The organism is Bacteroidota bacterium (genome assembly GCA_016720935.1).
Lineage (GTDB): Bacteria > Bacteroidota > Bacteroidia > AKYH767-A > 2013-40CM-41-45 > JADKJP01.
Genome location: JADKJP010000002.1, coordinates 233,618 through 256,631, shown reverse-complemented (window position 1 = coordinate 256,631; position 23,014 = coordinate 233,618). Strand labels below are relative to the sequence as shown.

The window sequence follows — 23,014 nt, the reverse complement described above, 5'->3', positions numbered from 1 at the left end:
TTCTATTCTTATCTAGTGAATATTTACTCCACCAGTATTCTCTTTGATTGAACGTATTCATCCGTAATGAGACGGATAATGTAAACGCCTTTGGGAAGATTTGCATCACGAATCGGGAAGTGTAATTGATTCCGTCCTTCCGGTTGCTCCATTTCATCAGCTATTCTGTAGACCATTCGTCCGGAAAGATCCATAACGTCTACCTGAACAGGGGAAGAGTTGCGCAGTTCATATTCAATTGTGAGATAATCGTGCACAGGGTTCGGGTATATTGCCATTGGATCGGCAATAGGAACATTTTGGTCCATTTCAATTCCTGTGCGAAGTGCCGGCGAAGGAGTTCCGCTTTTCTGAATGGTAAACTGATCCCATATACTTCCTGTTGATGTCAGAAATTTTGTATCCAGACGGTCACCCTGAACATCAATCACCATGCTTCCGTAATTTGCAACAGAAGAAGTGTACATCGCATTGTGAGGATAGCCTGCAGTTGTTGCTCCTACTTGTCCACCTACACCGCAGATCAGGTATACTGTACCGTAATAATTTGGAGCCGCTTTAGTGTATGAACTTGGATAAATACCGCTACCAGAACTCACAGCCATTGTCGAAGCATTGAATGTGCTTTCGAGTCCGTAGTGTCCTCTGATCAACATTGAACGTTCATACGAGTGACTGTGCCCGGCCATTACCAGGTCAACCTTTTTGTTTTCCAGAATAGGCATAATGTTCGTACGCATCTCCATCAATTCAACTTCAGTATCGGAGTTGTGCGAACCCTTTGAATAAGGAGGATGGTGGAAATAAACAATTGTCCAACGCTGTGTATTCGCATTTAAGTCATTGGTCAGCCATGTTGCCATAGCCCCATTTGTAGCACGATAGGCTGCATCATTTGATTCGAGGCAAATGAAATGAATGTTCGCGTAGTTGAAGGAGTAATACGCTTCAGTGCCTGATGATAAACCACCGGCTTCCCCATTTTTCGGCATAGTGAAATTATCGAAATACGGACCCGTTTGATTCGCTGCATTCGCTGTATGCAAATCATGATTTCCTGAAGAAGGCCAAACAACATATTTTTTGAACTGATATGGATACATGTTGAACACCTTGGTTTGATATTCCGCATCTGTTCCATCGTTATAGGCATTGTCACCCAGCCAGAGCCATACATTTGTATGCCTTGTTCCGGTATAGTTTCGGTAAGCATCTCTTACCTGAGCTTGCGCGTTACTGGCAACGCCAAAATCCCCAAAAGCCCAGATCCGTACAGGTCCGGTAGATCCTACAGCAGGGTTGGTCATGAAATAATTTCCTGTATCTCCCTGGATAGTCGTAGTAGTCGATCCGACGGAATAATAATATTTGGTATTTGCAGTTAAGCCCGTCAATTGAATGATGTGTTCAGTTGAAGACGTAGAATTTGAAACAGCAAGATTTAAATTTGTAGCGCTTGTTCCATATTTCACTTTGGTATCACTGGCATTGTTAGTACGCCAGCGAATATAAATACTATTGGTTGTAGACAACTGAAGATAAGGTCCTCTGCTTACAGCAAGCACTCCTGACAAGGTTTGAAAAATTCCTGAAGTGGACCATGATCCTGCACCGGATGAACAAACCGATTGTACCTGGAATTCATACCATGTGGATGACACAAGATTGCTCAACGATTTACTAACTGTAGTAGACGAAACCGTTACCCAGTTATTTGAATAACGAACCGCATATCGAATATTATAGCTGACAGCTCCGGTAACGGCCCTCCAGCCTACAATTGCGCTGTTGGATGTAATCGAAGAAGAAGAAAAATAATACACATCAGCAGTGCCACAGCTGGAGGATAGGGTTGTAAATGTTACAGTCGCGCAATATGCCTGTGTAGGGTTGCTGGCGCAAATACAACGTACACTCCAGTCGTATTGTGTATTTGGTAATAAACCGGTAAGTGTTGTTGAGTGCGCTGAGCCCGGCACTTTTTTCCAAACATAATTGGTGGTATTTTTTACATTGTAACGAACCTGAAAACTGTCAGCAGTTACATAATTTCCCCAGGAAATTACGGCTGTATTTGCAGTAACAGTACCTGTTGTTGCAAGATTTGGTGTAACGCAAGCTACAGTTGTACTTGTTGTGGTAAAAGAAGCCGGAGTGGTTTGATAAGCACCGCTTGTTCCATTGCTGCACCATGAACGAATTTGCCAGTAATAAACCGTGTTAGGGTATAGACCCGTAAGTGTGGTGTTTACACTTGTTCCCGGTTTTACTGTTTTATAAAAATAAGCAGTGGTCCCGCTCACATAATACCGAACCAAAAAACTATCAGCCACTGTTGTAGCCCAATTTAATTTCGCTCCGGTATTTGTAATATTGGTTGTTGACAATCCTGAAGGCACATTACATTGCGCATGGATTTCACTGGTCGATAAAAACAATAATCCAAGAATTGCCATAAGAAACGGCAATCGAATTCTGGGGGAGATAATATTTTTCATGGCCTGGATTTGAAGTAGATAATTCGCAGTTAGGGACCACAAGTTAATAAATGGGCAGATTATTAACTATGTTTTAACGCAGAATTCATCTTCGATCCAAAAACAAGGCACTTAAAGGTTGAATAGGTCTATTTACCACGAATAAGGATTCGTTCACCAAGTGAATGTGCAGAAAATTCCGGTGCATACATGCACTCAATAGTGGTAATTCCGTTTGAAAAATCCCCTTCCTGAGTTGCACGGAGAGGATATTCAAATACATAAACGCCTTTATTCAGGTATGAAAAAAAGAAATTTGTGGAAGCATCACGGGTGCTTTCATAATAACCCAAGCCATCCTGATATTTATATTCCGACAAAACATTTTCAGGTTCCAGTCCGGATGCACGCATGTCTTTCATGTGAACATATTCCATGTCTCTGTCGACACGAAGTTCTATTCTGACTTTTACGCGGTCTCCTGTTTTCAAAACAGTGCTTGGTAGAAGCAATTCAATAACAGGTCCATTAACTGATGCCCGTTCTACAAATAATTCCTTCTTCAGACTAAGCGGTGTCGCATGCGGCGTTATTTTATCCATGGATTCAAAATACTGCCAGTACAAAGCACCCCATGAAATTCCCGAATGTGTTTCAGCTGCATGGGCGGGAATATTATCGGTTACCTTTACACTCACTTTTCCCATATCATTAGAAATCTCTTTCCCACTCCAGCTGGTTTTAAAATATCCCGACCCCGCTTCTGCACTTGAAGGTATAATCACCTGAGTTGTACCTAGCCGGATTTCGGGTTGTTTGTTTTGTGACAGCCAGTCACTACCACTAAGTAACAATGCGTAACATGCCTCTGCCGTGGCTTTGGTGGTTTTCCAGTCTTGCGTTTGTTTCTGACGCAACAACCAGATCTTCATATCCTCTACTGATTTTTTATCCTTTGCAATTTCATCAAAGGCTTCAATCAATAAGGCTTGCGTTTCTATCGATGCACGGTTCCAGGAATATCCTCCGCTATTATTAGCCCAATACATACCCATCTCTTCTTTGTTCTGAGCATTTTCACGAAGAGAGTTGATGATATCCATTGCAAGTGTGCGATCGTCAACTGTTATTTCAGGGTTACGAAATACAGTGAGAGCAATCATCGCTTCCAGATATTCCCCTGTGCCAAGCCAGAATTTCTTCGCCTGTTTCAGATAAAATGAATACGCTTCCTGAACATCTTTTCCCATCTTCATATCTGAAAAATAGCTCCTGGCATACAGATAATGAATTTGTTCAGCACCGGGATGTAGTTTATCTCGATCCGCTTTTGTTCGAATCATTTCCCGGTAATCTTCCAGCATTCGTTGATCAAGATATTGTATGGCTCTGCTCAGCATATTTTTTATACGACTTTCCTTTCGTACGGACTGAATTCCCAGATGATCCAGATGTCCAAACCCTGAAACAATATGCCGGGTGATGTATCGATCTTCCGGCATGCCTTCGAACCACGGCCATCCGCCATTGGAACTTTGCGCTTTCATCAGTTGATTCAAGGCTGTCGAAAGTTCCGAACTCATTTTGTTCAGATCAAAGAGTAATCCGATCCGTTTCTTTCTTTCTGTTTCATCTTTCGCCTCCATCACCCAGGGTGTTTCTTCCAGAATCAGGTTTTTTAAATCCTGATTCTTTTCCAGATTCGAAAGAAAAGCATCCGGTGAGCTTGATTTCCAGGAATCAAAAACGGCTTTGATTTTCGGAGAAGAATTCGCAATGTTTGTTGCGATCGTGTTCGCGTAATACCGTGAAAATATTTGCTCTGAACACTGATACGGATATTCCATCAGATATGGTAATGCCTGTATCGCCGACCAGGCAGGATTGGATGTATATTCCAGTGTGAGCTTCACATTGCGCAGTGTAGGTGATGTGTTATTCACCAATTTTGTCAATTCAAATGTCTTCGTGTCTGAGCCCCTCTGCCAGAGCGGGAGTGATTCTGTAACCAGTAATTTATTTGACAATACCGGTATCGCCTGTTCTTCTCCATCTGAATAATTACCTGCAACAGCAGTGACACGATAAACAATAGCATTCATACCTTCAGGAATTGTCAAATCCCAACTGATCGCCGCGCTCTCACCTTTGCGCAAGGAGAAATTTTTCTTCGCAGTCGAATTACCGAATTCCTTATCCAAAGGCTGCATGGTAATCGCATCAAAAAGTTCGAGAGTTGCGATACCATTCAGGGTGCTGTCAGACAAACTACTGATTTTCGCAGGGAAAACAATCCGATCGCCTTCTCTCAGGAAACGTGGGGCGTTAGGCACCACCATCAATTGCTTTTGCGTCACAACGGTTTTTTCATCGAATGAAAAACGCAAGTCTTTTGTATGAGAGAATGTCATGAACTTCCAGCGGGTAAGTGCTTCCGGAGAGGTGAATGAAAAAATAACATCTCCGTTATCATTGGTCATCAGCTGCGGATAAAAGAACGCTGTCTCTGTCAGATTACGACGAACAGACGCAGGTTCGGCCGGTTTGGGTGTGTTTACCGGCGAATACGTTCCTCCTGTAGAAACAGAATCCGCAACAACCGGAGCCGCCAGATTTAAAACAGCCTTGGACTCTTCCATATTCCCATCCGCCATCTCAGCTCTGACGGCACCTGCAGCCATGGAATACAGACCTTCCACCTCTTTATACATTCTGCCATAACCTCCAACCTGGTAACCAAACCAATTCAGGTAATCATAAGTTCTGAATTCATGTTCAACCGGCAACACCGGTTCTCTTCGATCATACCACTGTGAATGGATAGCTCCAAAACTTCCGCTTCGGAAATTTAAAGTTGTGCCTCTCGTATTGTAAATTGAAAAACTCCAGGCATTGGGAGCAAAAGCGTCCAGTGACGCATCATACATGGAGGCAAGCATCTCCGCGCTCACTTTTTCTCCTTTACTACCGCTGATGTGTATTCTCCATTCTTCTTTTTGTCCGGGTGTCAACTTCGATCGGAAAGTTTCATAAGTCAGTTTGAGATCCTTATTTTCCCAGGGTACATTCATGGTTTGGGAATGCATAAATGCTCTTCCGCGTTTTACAAAAGTAAAATGAACTGTAAAATTACCCCTGTACTCTTCTTTCACCGGAATCGTTACCAGCTGCTGACTTCTGTCCAGATTGATCCATTCCTTGCTTAGGATTTCACCCTTCGATTCGAGTTCGTACAACACCTTCACATCGCGATCAGAACTTCCGATCAAAACCTGATCCGCATCTCCGGGCAATGCATCATTTTTCAGCACCTTAAACCAGTCCAGTTTTTTGACAGGAAGAGATTTTGCCAATGCATTATATACCATGAAAAACTCCTTCAGACGAACCACCTGCCCATACTGATCCTTCGCAGTACCTTCCAGTACAAATTGCCCTTCCTTAAAATCTTTCTTTAATAAATGAACCACGGAATCTTTCGCGGTATTCAATTCACCTTTCCAGACCAGCTGTTTCTTTTGCCAGGAATTTTTATCTTCTTCATGCGCGTAAACATCGAATGGAAATTTTTCAGTGTATTCTTTTTCCGACAACACATGTTTATCCGGTTCATGCCACATACGATTTCTTAAGATCCTGTCAGGTGCAGCTAATTCGTATACTTCAAGTTGCACTATAGCAGGAGTACGCTCGCCCATCAGATTTTTTGAAAAAACAATAAATGAATCTTTCTTCATTAAATCTACCTCTTCTCCAAGATCAGAACTTAACTCCAAAGCAGAATATGCTGCATTTAAAAAACTTTCAGAGGATCTGGTTTCACCGTTGATATCCGTAACATCAGCAGTTACCTGATATGTAAAAATCGGATCATTATCTCTTTGTATAGAAAGATCAGGTTGAAGAAGGAAGCTTACCGTAAAATTTCCGTTAGCATCTGTTCTTGCAGTTCCATTCTGTATTTGTTGTTCCGGGATTCTGGGGAACCAATAACACCATTTCGGATAACGTGCCATTCGAACAACTCTGAACTGAACTTCCGCTCCGTCGATGGCCTGACCCGAAAAGGCTTGAGCTTTTCCTGTTAAGCTCACCTGTTCACCCAGACGATAAGTGCTTTTCAACGGATCAAAAACAACTTCAAACTTCGGTCTTTTGTATTCTTCAATCCGGAAATAGGCACTACCGGTTTTATTCTGTATACGCATTTGCCCGGTCAATACACCCTGTGGCGCTGTGAATGTTCCGTGGAAGGTGCCAAATTCGGATGTAATAAAATCCTGCTCTTGAATTTTTTGTCCATTGACATCATAAAACGTGACGGTGGTCGTCCTGTTGGTGAGTATCTCTGCCGTTTCATCCCTGCCTTGCACCATTATTCCTTTGAAATAAATGGTTTGTCCGGGCCGATAAATAGCACGATCCGTAAAGAAAAATGTACGCTCCTGTTTTACCTCGCTGTTGCGTGGAGAAGGATATTGATAAAAGTTCTCATCAAGAAATAAATGATCTTCTCCGCGAATTAATTCCAGATTGAAATTTCTGTAGGACTCTGTTTTTACAGGAATGTTCAGTCTGCCATCCTCGTCAGTGTTATAACGTGCTATTTCCTTCGAAATATATTTACGTGCATTGTAATTGTATTCTCGCGTAATTACCCTGGCTTCAACGTTCGAAAGAGTTTGCCCGTTCTCCCGGTCAAAAACATACACCTCCGTAGATCCATTGTCAAGCCTGCGATTCAGCGCACTCATAGAGCTGATGCGGCATTTCGAATAAGCAATACTGCTTTTGCCGTAGGAAAAATCTTTTTTCGCCGAAACAAGAATGGCATATCTGCCAACCGGCAGAGCCGGCAATACTGCCTCAATGGAGTGACTTTGTTTATCGCTATCTGCGGGTAATTCAAGATTCCATTCCTTGACCGCAACTTCTTTTAGTAAATTTTTTATTCTCCATTCCGGATCAGATTCAGGTTCCTCGTTCAGGTCCTGGCCTTTTGAATCCCTGACTATTCTGAAAAATAATTCATTTATGTTTTTATATTCAACCAGGGTACGGAATTCCGAACCCGGGATATTTACATCTTCCACAATGAAGGTTAATGCAGTTTCATTGATTTGTTTTTTCAATTCCTTACACCGGATACCTCCGTCAGAATATGGGAATCGGGAGATCGCTTCATCGCAAAATGATTCCGCAAGACGGATTTTCCATTTGTATTTCGCCTCCTGTTTTTCTGAAAACTTCCCTCCTTCTTCCATCGCAAGATTGGCCAGTTCATACAATGCATCCGTACAGCCCGGATATTCTTTGTACTGATCCGCAATTTTCTGAAGTGCCACACCATACAAAGAGTCTTTTGTAGGGATAGACATATTGTCGTGAACAAATTTCAGTCTCATCAAATCCACATCGATGAATGCTCCCGGATGGACATCATCATGATGAAAAGCGATAAGCTCCTGGAATAAAACGATTGCTTTGTATTTAAAATCCGACGTGTCCTTGCTGGTGAGCATGAAATTCAGAAACATGTCGGCATTGTTCAGATAAAATGCGCTGTTGAGCTCAAAGTGCTCTGCAGGACGGGTGAGCCCGGATTCTTCGTTGGTGTAAAAAGCGAGGGCGCGGTGCGCGAGGAAATCATAAAGGGATGGGCGAAATTTTCTTCCTTCCGTATTTCCTTTTTCCAATACGAGGTCAAAAATATTGATCTGTGTTTTTTTTGCCTGATCAGCATCACGCAGTGATAATGTATATTCATTCAAAACCGCGCGAACAAACCGGGGAGCACTCCAGGTTTCAATATCTGACTCTTTGTAATTTACAGTTTCTGTTCGGTTCAGGATGCGATAGCGGTTTCGTTGATAATATTGCCAGTAGACTTCCGCAAGCATGGAATGCAGCAGAGGCCTTTCAGGATAATTCGCGTTTTTCAGATCCGCCTTCAGTCCTTCGGTCAATTCCAACATCTGATTTTCTTCGACATAAGACTGGAACTTTAAGCGATGAATAACCGCTTTCACCAATTGAGGTGAATTTTGTTCCTGTTTCGCTTTGTCGTAAATCTTCAGTACTTGTTCCAAAGCCGAGCGGTTGAGTCCTTTTTGTTGCAGGGAATCCACCTTTCCCCAGAAATATTCATAAGAACCTGAAGGTTTTGGAGTTTTCACTTGTTTTTGTTTTTGCTGCGTGGCTTTTGTCCAGCTGAGAATAAAAATCAGAAAAAAGCCAAAAAGGAATGGAATGAGAGTTCTTGATTTCATCGCGATATAAATGTTCTGGAAAATTTTCCGATCCCAAAACCCGGGACGGGCTTTCCGGTGATGAAGTTCCTAAACAAATTCCACAAAAAATACGCTCCTGAAAGAAAATTCTTTTAATCAAGCATAAAAAAACCTCCGAAGCGATCTGCTCCGGAGGTTAAATTTCAGATAATGTCTTTATTCGACGACAACTTTCACCGTTTTGGTAAACGAACCTGCATCAATGTGCAACAAATAAAATCCTTTGGCACAATCACTCAGATCGATTTGCATTTTATTTTGTCCGGCCAGAAGCTGAGCATTATTCTCTTTTGTGACACGACCCTGCAGGTCTGTCAATAAAACCTTACAACGTTCACCGTGCACTGCTTCAAACAATAAATTTAGTTTATCGTGAGCCGGATTCGGGTAAACCAGCCAGGCCACAACAGCATCCGGATGATCAATACCGATGGTGATCGTTACCACAGTACTGTCTGTAGCAGTACATCCATGAACATCGGTCGCCACAACACTATAGGTATTTGTTGTACCAACTGTAATGGTTTGTGTCGTTTCACCATTGGACCACAAATAGCTACTGAATCCTGCACCTGCATCCAGGGTGATTGTATTTCCACTCAGCACAGTCACACTATCCGGACCAAGATTGACAGAAGGTGATGAATAAACCATCGCGTTGACAGGAACTCTGTTACTGCGACAGATATATCCCGCTTCCACATAATAAGTTGTTGGTGCAGAAATCACCGGAGTTGTAAACAAGGAACCGGAGCCAACCTGATTTCCTCCGCTTGGAGCATCGTACCAGAAGATTTGTTCGGTTGAAGTTGCATACAAATCAACAGTACCTGGTCCGCAGGTTCCGGAATCGGTTACAGTTGGATCGGGAGGAATCGGATTCACCAGAGCGTCCACGAACACTCGCGGACTCGCGCACCCGCCATTTGCTTCAGCATAGAAACGCGTAGTGGTAGAAAGTGCTGGTGTAATAAATGTATAACCTGAATCCAATAAATTTCCTCCGATCATTGCATCATACCAATACACCGGATCCGGAGATGAGGCGGTTAATGCCAGGGGTCCATTGCCACAACGTGAAGCACTTCCGAGAACCGGAGGATCTGATGAATGAATATTCACCTGTACTTCGACGCGCTGACTTGGACAAATATTTCCAGCTTCAACAAAGAATGAAGTATCCGTTGGAACAAAGGAAACAATTACAGAAGATCCAGTCCCGATAAGTGCCCCGCCAAATGCCTGAGTATACCAATGAATTTCCGCAGTGTCTGAAGCAGTAAGCGTGACAGATCCTGTTCCGCAACGGGAAACATTCTGAGTAACCGGCAGTTCTGTCAATTCAAGAATTCTGGCTTCCGCCGGAATCTGATTGCTTGGACATGACAAACTGGTTTGCGCATAATAGGTAACAGAGGAAGTGAGGTAATTAGTGAAAAGCGTGTCACCTATGAATATTATATTTCCTCCCGGCGCGTCAAACCAGTAAATCGTATCTGTTGAAGTAGCTGTAAGCATCAGTGAGCCCGGGCCACATCGATTTGCTTCTGTCACAACAGGATCGGGTCCCTGGTTCACAACAGTGATGACCGTAGAATCTGACAGTGAAGAACAACCCTGGTAACTTACATTCACTGCGTAAGTTCCTCCTTGAGTTGCGATCAGTGTCGGGCTGGTTGCACCCGGAATATTTACATGATTACGTTGCCACTGATAGCTGTAACCTGAAATTGCAGTCGCATTTAAAGTAATACTGTTTCCTGTACAAAATGTAGTGCTGCCCGTAAGTGTCACCGGTACTCCAAGAATGCTACTGTACTCACGACCCGGAGAACCACCCGCGCAACCGGGGAACCAATTAGCCCCGTCATTTAAATCTCCGGTCTGACTCAGCAGTTCACATGTGTAACCACTGCCGTCGGCTTCGACCGGCCAGGGAGCAAGATCCTGATAATAGAAGGACAGATACAAGTTGTCATTATAATCGAACAATCTTACCTGATCACCGGCATTTCCGAAATTGAATCCGAGTGGGCCAATGACATTGAAAACTCCGGCATGTTGGTCTGTAAATTTTACCATATCCTCCGCAACAACAAGGTAACCGTTTGCCGGTAATACAGTTCCCAACGGGAAAGAGTATTTATGAAAATCATTTTCATCACGAATATACCAACCGGTGAGATCGATATCCTGTGAACCGTAATTGTGCAATTCAAGCCAGTCGCCATCATCATTTGCCGGGCTCGCATTGTAGTTTAACTCACTTACGGTAATATGCGGAGTTGATGAAGAGCCGGTAAAATGAGCAGTAACGGTATTGTTGTTATTTGAAAAATTCTGTGTAAAGGTTTGGTTGTTGTTGTTACTGCTATTAATTGTAAAATGATCAAAAGTATAACCCGGATTCGGAATAGCAGTCAAAGTCACCGGATTTCCATGAAAGTAAACACCTGTCCATGGCAAAGTTTCAGGAATAATGGTACTGATCTGAATTCGACCGGCTCCGGCAGGTGAAACATTCAGTGTGATATTCACCTGGTTATTCATATTGAATTCGCTTTCGATCTGATCGCGGGCAATAGCCGGTCTGCGACTTACGAAATTCATCATGTCGTCGATATTGTTCTGCCAGTCGTTCATGGTTCCACCCCACAAAGCAAGGTGATCCTGCATATCATGAGACATAGAATCCTCGAACTGATGCTCCACTGCAGTCATCTCGGAATTCTTGAAAATCGTATTTATCAGATCCGCATAACGATTGATAAAATAACCTCTGAAGGTCGGGTTATCCAACATCGCGTTCATCAAATTCGAGGTATAGCTGAATGCCTGAGGATTCAATGCGATATTCAGACGATTGTCGTTGACACTTCCTGAATAACCACAGCCAAAATCAAGATCATACATCAGATAATGCCATTTGCCATCAACTTTTGATGAACGCCACATTTTGATATTGTTGGTCCAATCTCCGATCCAGTCGCCGTTGTTGTAATATGTTTCCGCTATGAGGTAATCCGCGAAATTCTCAAGATTGAGATAACCACTCATATCATTGTAAAACTGTTGGGTATTGGGATTCGCAGTAGTGGCATAATTGTACATACTGAAAAAATCAGCACTACTTCCATTCTTCACCGTCATGGTACTTCCATCTTCCTTCAGGTAATCGTAATCTCCCTGAGTTAAACCATAGTTGTGATCTATCCAGTGATGGTCATGATTTTCATGAATAGTATAAACACCCCAGAAATCTCCATTCAAAAACATTACCGCCGGTTCGGTCGCGATGTATCCGGAATGTGTGTTTTTCATCACACGCTGCATGTAAGCGTCACGGAAATGAACAACATTCCAATCTGTCCCTGAATTTCGCAAAACGATATTATCAGTCTTGTCGATAAAACCTTTGTCAGGAATCAATGGAAAATTAATACTCCCTTCCCCAAAGCGATCGCTCAGATTGATCTCAAAACTTTTCTGTGGCTTCGCACGGGAATAGTTTCCGTAAATCCCAATTTCTCCGTTGGAATGAAACTGACGAATTTTATTTTTATCGTAATATTCAATAGCGGCTGGTTTTCTCCAGTCTTGCCAGAAGTTCGCGCCTTTGTAAGGATAGTTCGCGTCGGCATTCGGACCTTTCACATAGATCCCATTATTGTAATCCCAGAGATTTAATGAATCGGTTGTGATTGTAAAAATCGGAAGGTCTATGTCCTCTCGATAAAAATAAGTATTCGAAACGGTTGCACTTGGTAAATATCCGCTGGCAAAAACTTTTGCCCGTACAGTTTTGGTATTGTTTAATATTATCGGTGAAGCATAAACTGGAGAAGAAGTCGTCGGATCATTTCCATTGGTAGAATACCGAATCACACCGCCCGGTGTTGTATTCGTGAGCGTCAGCCACTGGGAGTTGGTATAAAATCCCGGCGCGACAGAGAACACCGGTGGATTTGCATAACCGGTATAGCAATTCGACGCGCCATTGCTGGTTCCGGGAGTTGGGCTTGAAAAAACACACCAGGTAGAACTACCGTCGGATGATCTTCCGATGGAATTATCTACACTCATAGTGGTATATGATTTACTGTCCTCTGTGCTGCTGTCAGGACGAGTTAAATAAACTGATTCACCGGAACTGCTCAGTTTAAAATTGGCATTGAAATATTCATTGTTCGGTGAATTGAACCAGGAAGGGTTGGAACCAAATGTACTGCCAGGTGTTGCCATTCCAAAAATGAGGAACGGTGTTGAATTCAAATCATTGGAAGTAGACGTGTAGTTGTGCGCTTCAACGGCCAGAACATTTATTCCCTGCACCATCGCACTTTTCAGCAATTGATTATCGACATAAAAGGAATCCGGATCATTACCTGAAGGCAAATGCGCATCGTGAGAGATTCCCGCAAACACATCGTAAGTCGGGCGATCACCGGTGGATCCCAGGTTGGCTCTTGCAATTTCAACCCCATTGAGATAGGCGACAAAACCATCATCGTAATCCATGTAGAGAATCGCTTTCAGAATATCAGCTGTATCCGAAACGAAAAATGTTTTACGCATCATAACAGAGCGTGCGCTCGAATTGATCGTCTTTCCAAGGCCCACATCACCATATCCTATACCACCTTGTCCTGTCGACCAGGATCCGTCATTGAACGATAAATTTCTCCAGTTGGTATCGGGTTGAGATGTCCCGACAAAATATCTCCAGGTTGTAGACGCAGTAACTGCTGTTTCCCAATGATCGGCAAGGGTTGCAATGTTCATGCTGGAAGCAAAGACAAGCAAACGTCGTCCTGCACTCAGTGAATAATTCGGGAAAACAAATTTGAATCTGTCCAGACTGTCATCCGACAATCCATAACCCTGAAGGTTAACAGCTGAGGATCCGTCATTGTATAACTCGATCCAGTCATCATATTCACCATCGCTGTTCGCTATGGTAGAAAAATTGGACGCGGAAATTTCATTGATCACGACCTGGGCACGAACATTGACAACGGAAAGCAGCAAAAAGCAGCACAAGCCGTTTATGGCCCTGGCAAAAAGATGGTTCATTTGTAGAAGGTTAGAGTTTTGGTTAAGAGGATTAGGAGAGGAGAATTCGGGAGTTTATTCGACTAAGCAAATTTAAACAAGAATACCATTCTTACAGGTTGATTTTGATGAAGATCTAACAATTCTGGGTGAATAATGAAGAATACAGGCAAAACGTGTTAAAATGCAAAAAATCGAACATTTTCAATAATTTATGAGGAACTTTGATGTACTTAAAACCCAAAGCCATGAAGGATTCAAATAATTCCCGTCGTGATTTTCTAAGAAAGTCCTCTTTCCTTGCGCTTGCCGGATTAGGCGCGCAGTTTTTTTCATCTTCTATCCTAAAAGCAGCAGGCAGTCCCGGACAAGCCGGACATGCTGAGTTCACGCTTCCTCCTCTGCCCTATGCCTATGATGCACTCGAACCTCACATCGACAAAATGACGATGGAGATTCATCACGATAAACATCACCAGGCTTACATCACCAATCTGAACAAAGCGATGAGCGAAGGGGATATTCATGCTTCCCTCGAAGAACTCGTTACGAAAGCTTCAAAATATTCTACACCGATCCGGAATAATGCAGGGGGACACTGGAACCATTCGTTCTTCTGGAAAATTATGAAACCGGGTGGTGGTGGCGCGCCGACAGGAAAAATTTCCGAAGCGATAACTGCATCTTTCGGAACTTTCGATGAATTCAAAACCAAATTCAACGAAGCGGCGATGAAACGTTTTGGTTCCGGTTGGGCCTGGCTTACTCTTGACGCGAATGGAAAACTGGCAGTTGGTTCAACTCCGAACCAGGATAACCCACTCATGGATTTAAGCGATTTCAAAGGAACTCCATTGATGGGAATTGATGTGTGGGAACACGCCTATTATCTCAAATACCAAAACAAACGCGCCGATTATGTTGGTGCATGGTGGAACCTTGTGAATTGGGAAGAAGTCGCGGGGAACCTGGACCTGGCAACGAAGAAATAAATTCAAAAGGCAAAAGTCAAAAAGTCAAAAAGCAGCAAAAAGTTTGTCGAGTCAAGCTTTTAAAGTCAGGTTTTGACTTTTTGACTTTGACTTATTAAACAAGTTCAATATCGAACTGCACCAGGTCAATAAACTGTTGAACCCTCTCTTCGATCTCAGGATGTTGTAAATCTACCAAACGCTCGAGACCAAATTTTTCGACACAGAATGAAGCCATCGCTGAACCGTAAATAATTCCACGCTTCATATTTTCAAAACTGATGTCGCGGGTTTGCGCGATGTGGCCGATGAAACCACCGGCGAAAGTATCGCCTGCTCCTGTCGGATCGAATACATCTTCGAGTGGTAATGCAGGCGCGAAAAAGACTTGTTCTTTATTAAACAACAAAGCACCGTGCTCTCCTTTTTTGATGATGAGGTATTTTGGTCCCATCGCAAGGATTTTTTGTGCCGCTTTTACAAGCGAATGCTCATTGGTAAGTTGTCGTGCTTCTGAATCGTTTACAGTAAGAACATCCACCAGCTTGATGGTATCCATCAATGCATCCCATTGTGTCTCCATCCAGAAATTCATGGTGTCCATCACGATCAGACGCGGACGTTTGTGAATGCGCTCGATGACTTTTTTCTGAAGCTGCGGCATCAGGTTGCTGAGCATCAGGAATTCACAATCCTGGTAAGAATCAGGGATCACTGGATCAAAATCCAAAAGCACATTGAGCTGGGTATCAAGTGTATCCCGGGTATTCATATCGATATGATATTTCCCTGACCAGAAAAATGTCTTTTGTCCTTTTTTGATTTGCAGACCTTCGGTCGACATTCCGGATTTACGGAACTGTTCAATCATTTCCATAGGGAAATCGTCGCCAACAACGGATACAAGCTTAATGTTTTTGGTAAAATAGGCGGCCGAAGTACCTGAATAGGTCGCTGCGCCACCAATAATTTTATCCGTTTTTCCAAAAGGTGTTTCGATGGCATCAAAGGCCACTGTTCCAACTACTACCAGGCTCATGATTTCTGTGATTTTGCCGCAAATATATTGGAATATTCAGCTCATAAGAAGAAAGGGCATAAAGTTCTCTGCCTTTACGCCCATTCGTGATTTTTTGAAAAAAATTGCTGCTTTTAACTAATTATAAATTAAATCACCAACTCCATGATTTGAAGTTTTAGGAACGCTAATGGCGAATCCATTAATTCTGCCCATCCCGTGTTTCGCTCGTCCCTCGCTGCGCCAGGGTTAGTTTGAATGGTGAAGCGCTACTAAATCTTTATACACAATCAATAAATGTGTTGTGTTAATTGGTGTTTGGCGACCTACAGTCATGAAGCCAAACGTTATAAAGCAAAAAAAAGCACAGGCATGTGTTTAATAACATGCGATTTAATACTGAACGTCAGAAATAATTTTCACACAGTAAACCCAACTTAGCTTCCTGTTTTCGTTGAGGTAAAACGGAAGATGTAACATACGTCTCCAAAAAACAAAATATAGTTGTCCATTAAAAAGTGCATTCAATAAATAAAAAATGAAAGCAAATTAATCACAGCAGAGATTGACGAACCAATCAATGAGACCAATGAGAACTTTCATTCAAAATCTTTAGCTCAATCAACCGCCAACTTCTTCGTTGCCCAAAAATCTATATTCTCTAGATGAATTAAATACAATCCTGATTTCAGCTTTTCATCAATAACAAAGTGATCTGAATTAGTGACCTCGTATTTAATAATCAGTCTTCCGGATAGATCCGTAATTTTTATCTGTGTTTTTTGTTGTACTTCCCCCCAATGAATCGTGAATTTGTCATGTGCAGGATTCGGATAAATTGCAAAATTCTTTGAGCTGATGATTTCGGAAACGCCAACTGGTGAAATCGGCCTCGACCACATGCCGTCATAAGCGGTTGAAATAATGATGTCTCCGTCTTTTATTAAAATATCATTTATATAAACAAATGAAGGCAAACCGATAGTATCGGCTGTCCAGTTTCGTCCGGTATCAGCTGATATAAGAACTCTTCCGTAATTGGTTCCAAGAATAATATTTCCTCCCAGTTTGACTGAGCAGGATCCAACCCCTGCAGGATTACTGATGAGTGACCATGCGTCACCATGATCAGTAGTTGACCAGACTCCGTTGGTTCCATATGCTATGAGTTTATTTCCAAAAACTTCAAAACCCCTAACAGAATTATTGTTTATAGTATTATTTATATGCTGCCAGTAGAAACCTAAATCGTTGGTTCTGTATACTCCACTGGATGGTGCAACACCAGCAAATAGGGTATCGCCCATTCGTGTCATTGCTTGCACATAAACCGCAGCTACACCACTATCACTATTCACCCAATTTGTTCCCTGATCAATTGATTTATAAATTCCATAATTGGAGCTTATCCAAACATAGGGACTATCGATATATATATAGCCTACATAGATTGAAAGTGGAATGGAAATCCCATTGTTCCTCTGTGTCCAATTGTTCCCTCCGTCAATTGAACGAAAAAACCCTGATCACCAACACCAATATAAATTTCTGTATCGGTTGCACATAAAGCCCCGATTCCACTATGGCCAATAGGTGCAAACATTGTTTGCCATGAAAGTCCGTTATCATGGCTAACATGAAGTCCATCCCCGCCGGTTGCCAGAAAAAGCGAATTCCCATAGGTTGCAATCTGAGTGCATCCAGACTCGATGCCAATAGATTTACTATTCCAATTTATGCCATTATTAGTTGATTTGTATATACCGGATCCTGCAGTCGCCAAATACAAAACATTGTTATACTCATATATTGATGAGATATAAAATGCCCTGAGGCTGTCATTCCTTTGCACCCAGGTCAAACCTGCATCTGAAGAAAAATACACACCATTATTCATAGTTGTCGCAAAAATATCATTACCCACTCTGAGAAGTGAATTGATATATGACTGGCTAATTCCTGTACCTGAGGGTGTCCAGATACCACCATTATTTGTTGAAATATAAACTGTACCTCCCCAGCTTCCTGCAAAAATGGTATTCCCATAAGACAGAAAGGAGTGAACCTGATTTGTGAGTCCGGTGTTGGCGGGATTCCATGTAAGGCCATTGTCGGAGGAACGAAAAACGAGACTGTCTGTACCAACAAATAAATCGGTTCCGTGTTTAATTATTGCATATGGCGAAGAATGTTGATTCAAATTGACATTCATAGTCATCCACGTGTGGCCACTGTCTGCCGACTGAAATAATCCGAAACCATAGACTCCACACCAAAGCATTGAATCGATTTCTGCTAGAAAAATAACCTGTGAAGAAGGAAGGTTTGTGGTAATTGATGAAAAAGATTCGCCATTGTCAAGCGACTCGCTAATACCGTTGTCACCATAGGCAAGAACCTTATTCCCATAAAACATAACTCCTCGCAAGAGGACGTGATTGAATCCTCGCGAGTAAGTCCATGTATCAGCATTATCAATCGAATAATAAACTCTGTAATTGGCCGCAGCAATCACGTGTGTTGCATTTCGGATAACACATCTGGAATCTCCGCCATACGGAGAAGCGATTTTATGCCACTGAGCGGATGCTGCAAAAGTTACAAGTAGAAAAAATAGTAGAATAGTTCTTTTCATAATGAAGTTTCAATTGTGAATGAATGACCCAATAGCATAGATCTTCCCGCTAATATATCGGAATAATCAACTTAAATGAGAAAGGGCGTAAAGTTCTCTGCCTTTACGCCCTTTCGTGATTTTTTGAAAAAAATTGCTGCTTTTAGTTCTTTATAAACTTGCGGAAGGAGCTTTTTCCCTCATCATTAATTCTTAAAATATAAACTCCTTTACTGAATTGGTTAGTTGTAATGCTGATCAGATCCGACTGATTGTCCAGATTTTTCTGATAAACAATTTCACCCAAAGCATTTGTGATTTCCATGGATCCATGCTGAATCGTATTGAAAAAATTCAAGTGATCAGCGACAGGGTTTGGAAATACTTCCGGTCCGGATTCCGCAATGGGGTCATTCACTCCGGTCAATACAGTATAAATTTCAACAGAACTCAGTGGAGCAAATGTTTCATTTATTCCTCCACCAATCATAAACAAATCCCCAATGGATGTAGCAGCGGCCCAGGCTCTACCTGTGGTAAGGTGAGAAACCATCCATGTTTGTGTTGTTGTGTCATAAATGTCAACGATATCATACATGGTTGCAAGGTTCGCATCCATCCCTCCCGCGAAAAATACTTTATTTCCGACAGAAGCGGAAGAAGCAAACCAGCGTCCCATCGAAAGTGTATCGCTGGTCCATGTGTTGGTTGTCACATCATAGATATCTACATGATTACTTGCAACACCGGTGCTATTTAAACCTCCGGCGATAAAAATTTTATTACCACAAGAAGTGGCAGTACAATTGAAACGGGCTTCCGACAATGTCGCGGTTGTCCATGTAGAAGTAGCGACATCGTAGATATCTACCACATCGAAAACTCCTCCGTTCAAATCTGTTCCCCCGGCAAAAACAACTTTTCCGCCCGCGCTTGCTCCTGAGAGAAAATATCTCGGAACTGATAAGTCGGTTGTTGTCCATTGGGCTGTAGCAGTATCGTACACATCTACCACTTTATAAGCAGCGGCAGCGCCATCATTTGTTCCACCGGCAAAAAAGACCTGACTCCCGCTGGAAGCCGCTGCCAGCTTTGTACGCGGAACACTCAGCTGCATTTGGGCCCAGCCGTTCGTGGTACCGTCGTACATATCCACTACATCAAAATTGGCAAGAATTCCGTCATCGGCTCCACCGGCAAAAAATAATTTGGTTCCACAGGATGTCGCGGCGATATCGGTTCTTGATGTCGACAAATTTCCTCCTGACCAAATCCCGCTTGATCCGGTATAAACATCCACTATATTATATGGAATGCTGATCATTCCGATTCCGCCGGCAAACATTGCCTTATCGCCACCTGAAGTCGCGGCAAGATTGTATCTCGCCGTTGACAAATTAGCGGATAACCATTGTGCCTTGGACTCTTGAGATACCAAGAGCGTGAATAAAAGATAAATGACTGTAATAATTTTTTTCATGTTCCTGATTTATCGTAGAAATATAAAATGCTAAAGCAAATTTCTTTGCGCCCTTTGCCCCAATGGGGCGAACCAAATCATCCTCAGTTCACCACCACTCTCTGTACAAAATTCAAATTTGTACCGGAAAGTCTTACGAAATATACACCCTTTTTTATTCCTTGTGGTACAAGCAAACTAATATCATTTTTCCCGGAAGACAATGATATAGATTCATTCTTTCCCGCTAATCTGCCATCAATCGAAAACCATTCTACAATAAGTTTATCGTTTTTATTTGTCTCAAAACTCAAATGCAATACTGAACTTTGTTCAATCGGATTTGGATAGAACGAAATATTTTGCCCCAAGGGATGTTCCTGAACTGCAGTGAACAAATCGTTGTAATAACGTGTGATTGCAAAATCAAGGTTTGTGACTCCATCGTTCGCTTTTCCTGCCAAAACGATTTTCCCATCTTCCTGGAGAGCCATCGCGTTTGCTTCATCAAAACTTGAATCGATTTGTGTGTACACAACACCGCTGTCGCCGAAAGTATAATCCGGAGTTCCATCCTGGTTGTAACGCATCAGCAGAAAATCGCGGTCATCAAACCAGGAACCGCCACTGGTACCACAAACCAGGATTTTATTATCACTTTGAATTTCCAGATCGAGTCCGATGTCGTTCACTCCATTATTAAAAGTCACCGCTCCATTATTTCCGAATCCTGCATCCAATGCACCTGTGCTGTCGAATTGCATCAGCAGTACATCAAAAGAAAAATCCGGCAACGTTGTTTCTCCGGTGATGACGATTTTTCCATTGGCGGCGAGTTGCATACCAAAAGATTCTTCAACTCCGGCGGTGAGTGACTGGATCACTACACCATCAGTACCAAAAGTTGAATCCAGGTCACCATTGGGAAGGAGGCGGATCAGCAGGACATCAAAGAAAGTAAACGCAGTTTCATAATGTCCTGCTGCGACGATCCGTCCATCACCCATCACACTGATGCTGGTAAGTTCATTATCTGTTCCGGTAACCGCGATTTCAGCCCTGCCATTAATCCCGAAAGTGGAATCAATTTGTCCTTGTTCAGTAAAACGCATCACCATTGGAACATTCCGGTAAATTGTATCTGTATATGTTCCGGAAATAAGAATTTTTCCATCCGACTGTACAGCCATTGCGGAAGCAAAATCATCATTGATGGTAAGATCCACAATTGTTACTCCATTCAAACCAAAAGTGCTGTCCAGTGAACCATTGGGGTTCAGTTGAAGCAGCACTACTCCAAATCCACCGATATGACCGTAGGCAATTCCAGCTACAATAATTTTTCCATCGTTACGGATATAGGAATCGTAAGCATAAGAATCATTCCCGATAAAGAGCTGTACTCTTCCATTTGTTCCAAAAGAAGTATCCGCGCTGCCATCAGTGTTCCAGCGATCCACAACAACACATCCTGTGTAACTTGAGTTTAAGGAAACTCCGGATGCAACGATTTTTTGATCACTTTGAATTCTGACATCATTATAGATATCTTGAAAAATATTGCTGGATTGGATCCGGCCTGTACCGTTAAAAGTTGAATCCAGCATTCCGGCTGTTTGTCCAATTACATTGAACGATAAAATCAAACACAAACTGAAAATGAAGTAGTTTTTATTCATAGGAAATTTTTTAATTGACTGCAAAGAAGCGGGTTTGGATGATGGCCGACAATACTCAATCTTGAGTAATCTGTGAAAAAGGGCTTAGAATTGCTTGTATTTTCGCGGATTTGGTGATGAGTAGTGATTTTTTGGCGCAAAGCTCGCAAAGTAAAAACGCAAAGTTCGCAAAGGGTTATTCAGAAGCCTAAACCAAACTGTGCCACCAGTGAGGATTGTATCAGATAATTTTATTTTCGAGACAAAAGGTGATGAGCTCAGTTGTGTTTTCGAGTCGGGCTTTGGAAAGCATTTTCCTTCGATGCGTGTCTATGGTATGTGGACTCAGAAAAAGTTGTTCTCCGATTCTGTTGCTGCTAAGGCCCTGGGCAAGAAGTTTCAGGATTTCTTTTTCCCGTGTTGAAAAGAGAGAATGTGTTTGTTTGTAATCGAGCAATTCTTCATCCGGGAAAACGATGGTGCTGTCTTCCGGTCCGCTCACATAAAACTGCACGATGTTGGAGCTCTTGAATGTACTGATGTCGATGAAATTATGAATCGTATAAACTCCGCCGGTTTCCTGTGGAATTAATTTGTAGCAGCTTACATCTCCAAGCACACGGATGTAATCTCCATTTTGTTTCCGTATTCGGTAATCGGCTTTGAAGGCATAATCAAAAATATTTCCTTCGAGAACGAGGTCGTTGATGTTGCTGTAAAATTTAAACAAAGCCTCCGCGATGACCGTTCTGTCTTCATCGTGAATGCTGCTAAAAATCAGTCCAGGGGTAAATACATCGTATGGGTAACCAAGTATTTTTTCGATTGAGGGGGAAAGGTATTCCGGAATCATATTCTGGATATCGAGGCAAAGGACAAAGTGATCGTGCATGGTCACCAGGTTTTGCTCATGGATAGCCCTCGCCACATCCGGTCGCTCAATAGCTTTCGGAATGCGGAACCTCACGGTGCGCATTTTTTCCAGGAAGGTTTCGAATTCCATGATTGGGGCGATAAAATCTCCGTTTTAATCTAAAGTAATGAAAAACAAGCTTTTCAAGATTTGATTCAGGAATATCAAATATAGTGAATTATGTGATTTTATTGAATCCTCATAGAAAGGATGGAGGATCATGTCCTTTTTCAATGGATTTTTTAAAATTGCCTTGTATTTTTAGCCAGATTCATTACTTTTGTCGCCCCTAAAATACCTTTGATCTGTATGCTTTAGTCACGTTTCGGCGTGATGGCTTCAGCGGGAAAAAGGTTGGTCTTCGCCTTGAAGGTTCAAAGCGAAGGAACAATCTTCCTTAATTCTGATGAAAAAACCCCTAAAACGGGCAAAATCACCAGAAACTGGAATTCAAAATTGAATTCTTCCTTAGCTCAGCTGGTTAGAGCATCTGACTGTTAATCAGAGGGTCCCTGGTTCGAGCCCAGGAGGGAGAGCGGAGAGTTTCAAGTGGAAGAGTAAG

The 23,014-nt window shown here is 42.3% G+C and carries 10 protein-coding genes and 1 tRNA gene; 2 read left to right on the top strand and 9 right to left on the bottom strand.

The window, feature by feature from the left end; all coding sequences use genetic code 11:
* Positions 1 to 23: 23 nt before the first annotated feature.
* The 3 genes from IPP86_01270 to IPP86_01260 form a co-directional block, all read right to left on the bottom strand.
* Positions 24 to 2,498, bottom strand: a complete 2,475-nt coding sequence (locus tag IPP86_01270) for a fibronectin type III domain-containing protein (GenBank protein ID MBL0137142.1) — start codon at positions 2,496 to 2,498, stop codon at positions 24 to 26.
* 128 nt (positions 2,499 to 2,626) lie between these two features.
* Positions 2,627 to 8,746: a hypothetical protein gene (locus IPP86_01265; protein ID MBL0137141.1), complete on the bottom strand. Its 6,120-nt coding sequence runs from the start codon at positions 8,744 to 8,746 to the stop codon at positions 2,627 to 2,629.
* Between the two features lie 177 nt (positions 8,747 to 8,923).
* Entirely contained in the window at positions 8,924 to 13,840 is a 4,917-nt protein-coding gene (locus IPP86_01260; protein ID MBL0137140.1) for a CotH kinase family protein, read from the bottom strand.
* Positions 13,841 to 14,067: 227 nt separating this feature from the next.
* Between IPP86_01260 and IPP86_01255 the strand changes: the two genes are divergently transcribed.
* Positions 14,068 to 14,811 (top strand): superoxide dismutase, encoded by a 744-nt coding sequence (locus tag IPP86_01255; GenBank protein ID MBL0137139.1) that lies wholly within the window; start codon positions 14,068 to 14,070, stop codon positions 14,809 to 14,811.
* A 94-nt stretch (positions 14,812 to 14,905) separates the two neighbouring features.
* Here the strand turns inward: IPP86_01255 and IPP86_01250 are convergent, their stop codons facing one another.
* The 6 genes from IPP86_01250 to IPP86_01225 all read right to left on the bottom strand — a co-directional run bounded on the left by IPP86_01250 (position 14,906) and on the right by IPP86_01225 (position 22,542).
* Positions 14,906 to 15,829, bottom strand: a complete 924-nt coding sequence (locus tag IPP86_01250; GenBank protein ID MBL0137138.1) for a bifunctional hydroxymethylpyrimidine kinase/phosphomethylpyrimidine kinase — start codon at positions 15,827 to 15,829, stop codon at positions 14,906 to 14,908.
* Positions 15,830 to 16,425: 596 nt separating this feature from the next.
* The gene (locus IPP86_01245) at positions 16,426 to 17,166 is read right to left on the bottom strand and encodes a T9SS type A sorting domain-containing protein (protein MBL0137137.1); all 741 of its coding nucleotides are present in this window, start codon (positions 17,164 to 17,166) and stop codon (positions 16,426 to 16,428) included.
* Positions 17,167 to 17,249: 83 nt separating this feature from the next.
* Entirely contained in the window at positions 17,250 to 18,443 is a 1,194-nt protein-coding gene (locus IPP86_01240) for a hypothetical protein (GenBank protein ID MBL0137136.1), read from the bottom strand.
* Positions 18,444 to 18,585: 142 nt separating this feature from the next.
* On the bottom strand, positions 18,586 to 19,902 hold the full coding sequence (locus tag IPP86_01235; GenBank protein MBL0137135.1) for a T9SS type A sorting domain-containing protein: 1,317 nt from the start codon (positions 19,900 to 19,902) through the stop codon (positions 18,586 to 18,588).
* 83 nt (positions 19,903 to 19,985) lie between these two features.
* A complete protein-coding gene (locus IPP86_01230) occupies positions 19,986 to 21,560 on the bottom strand; it encodes a T9SS type A sorting domain-containing protein (GenBank protein MBL0137134.1) in 1,575 nt (524 codons plus the stop codon).
* A gap of 220 nt (positions 21,561 to 21,780) precedes the next feature.
* Positions 21,781 to 22,542: a hypothetical protein gene (locus tag IPP86_01225; protein MBL0137133.1), complete on the bottom strand. Its 762-nt coding sequence runs from the start codon at positions 22,540 to 22,542 to the stop codon at positions 21,781 to 21,783.
* A 372-nt stretch (positions 22,543 to 22,914) separates the two neighbouring features.
* On the opposite strand from IPP86_01225, the gene IPP86_01220 reads away from it, so the two are divergent.
* A tRNA-Asn gene (locus IPP86_01220) sits at positions 22,915 to 22,988 on the top strand.
* Positions 22,989 to 23,014: the final 26 nt, after the last annotated feature.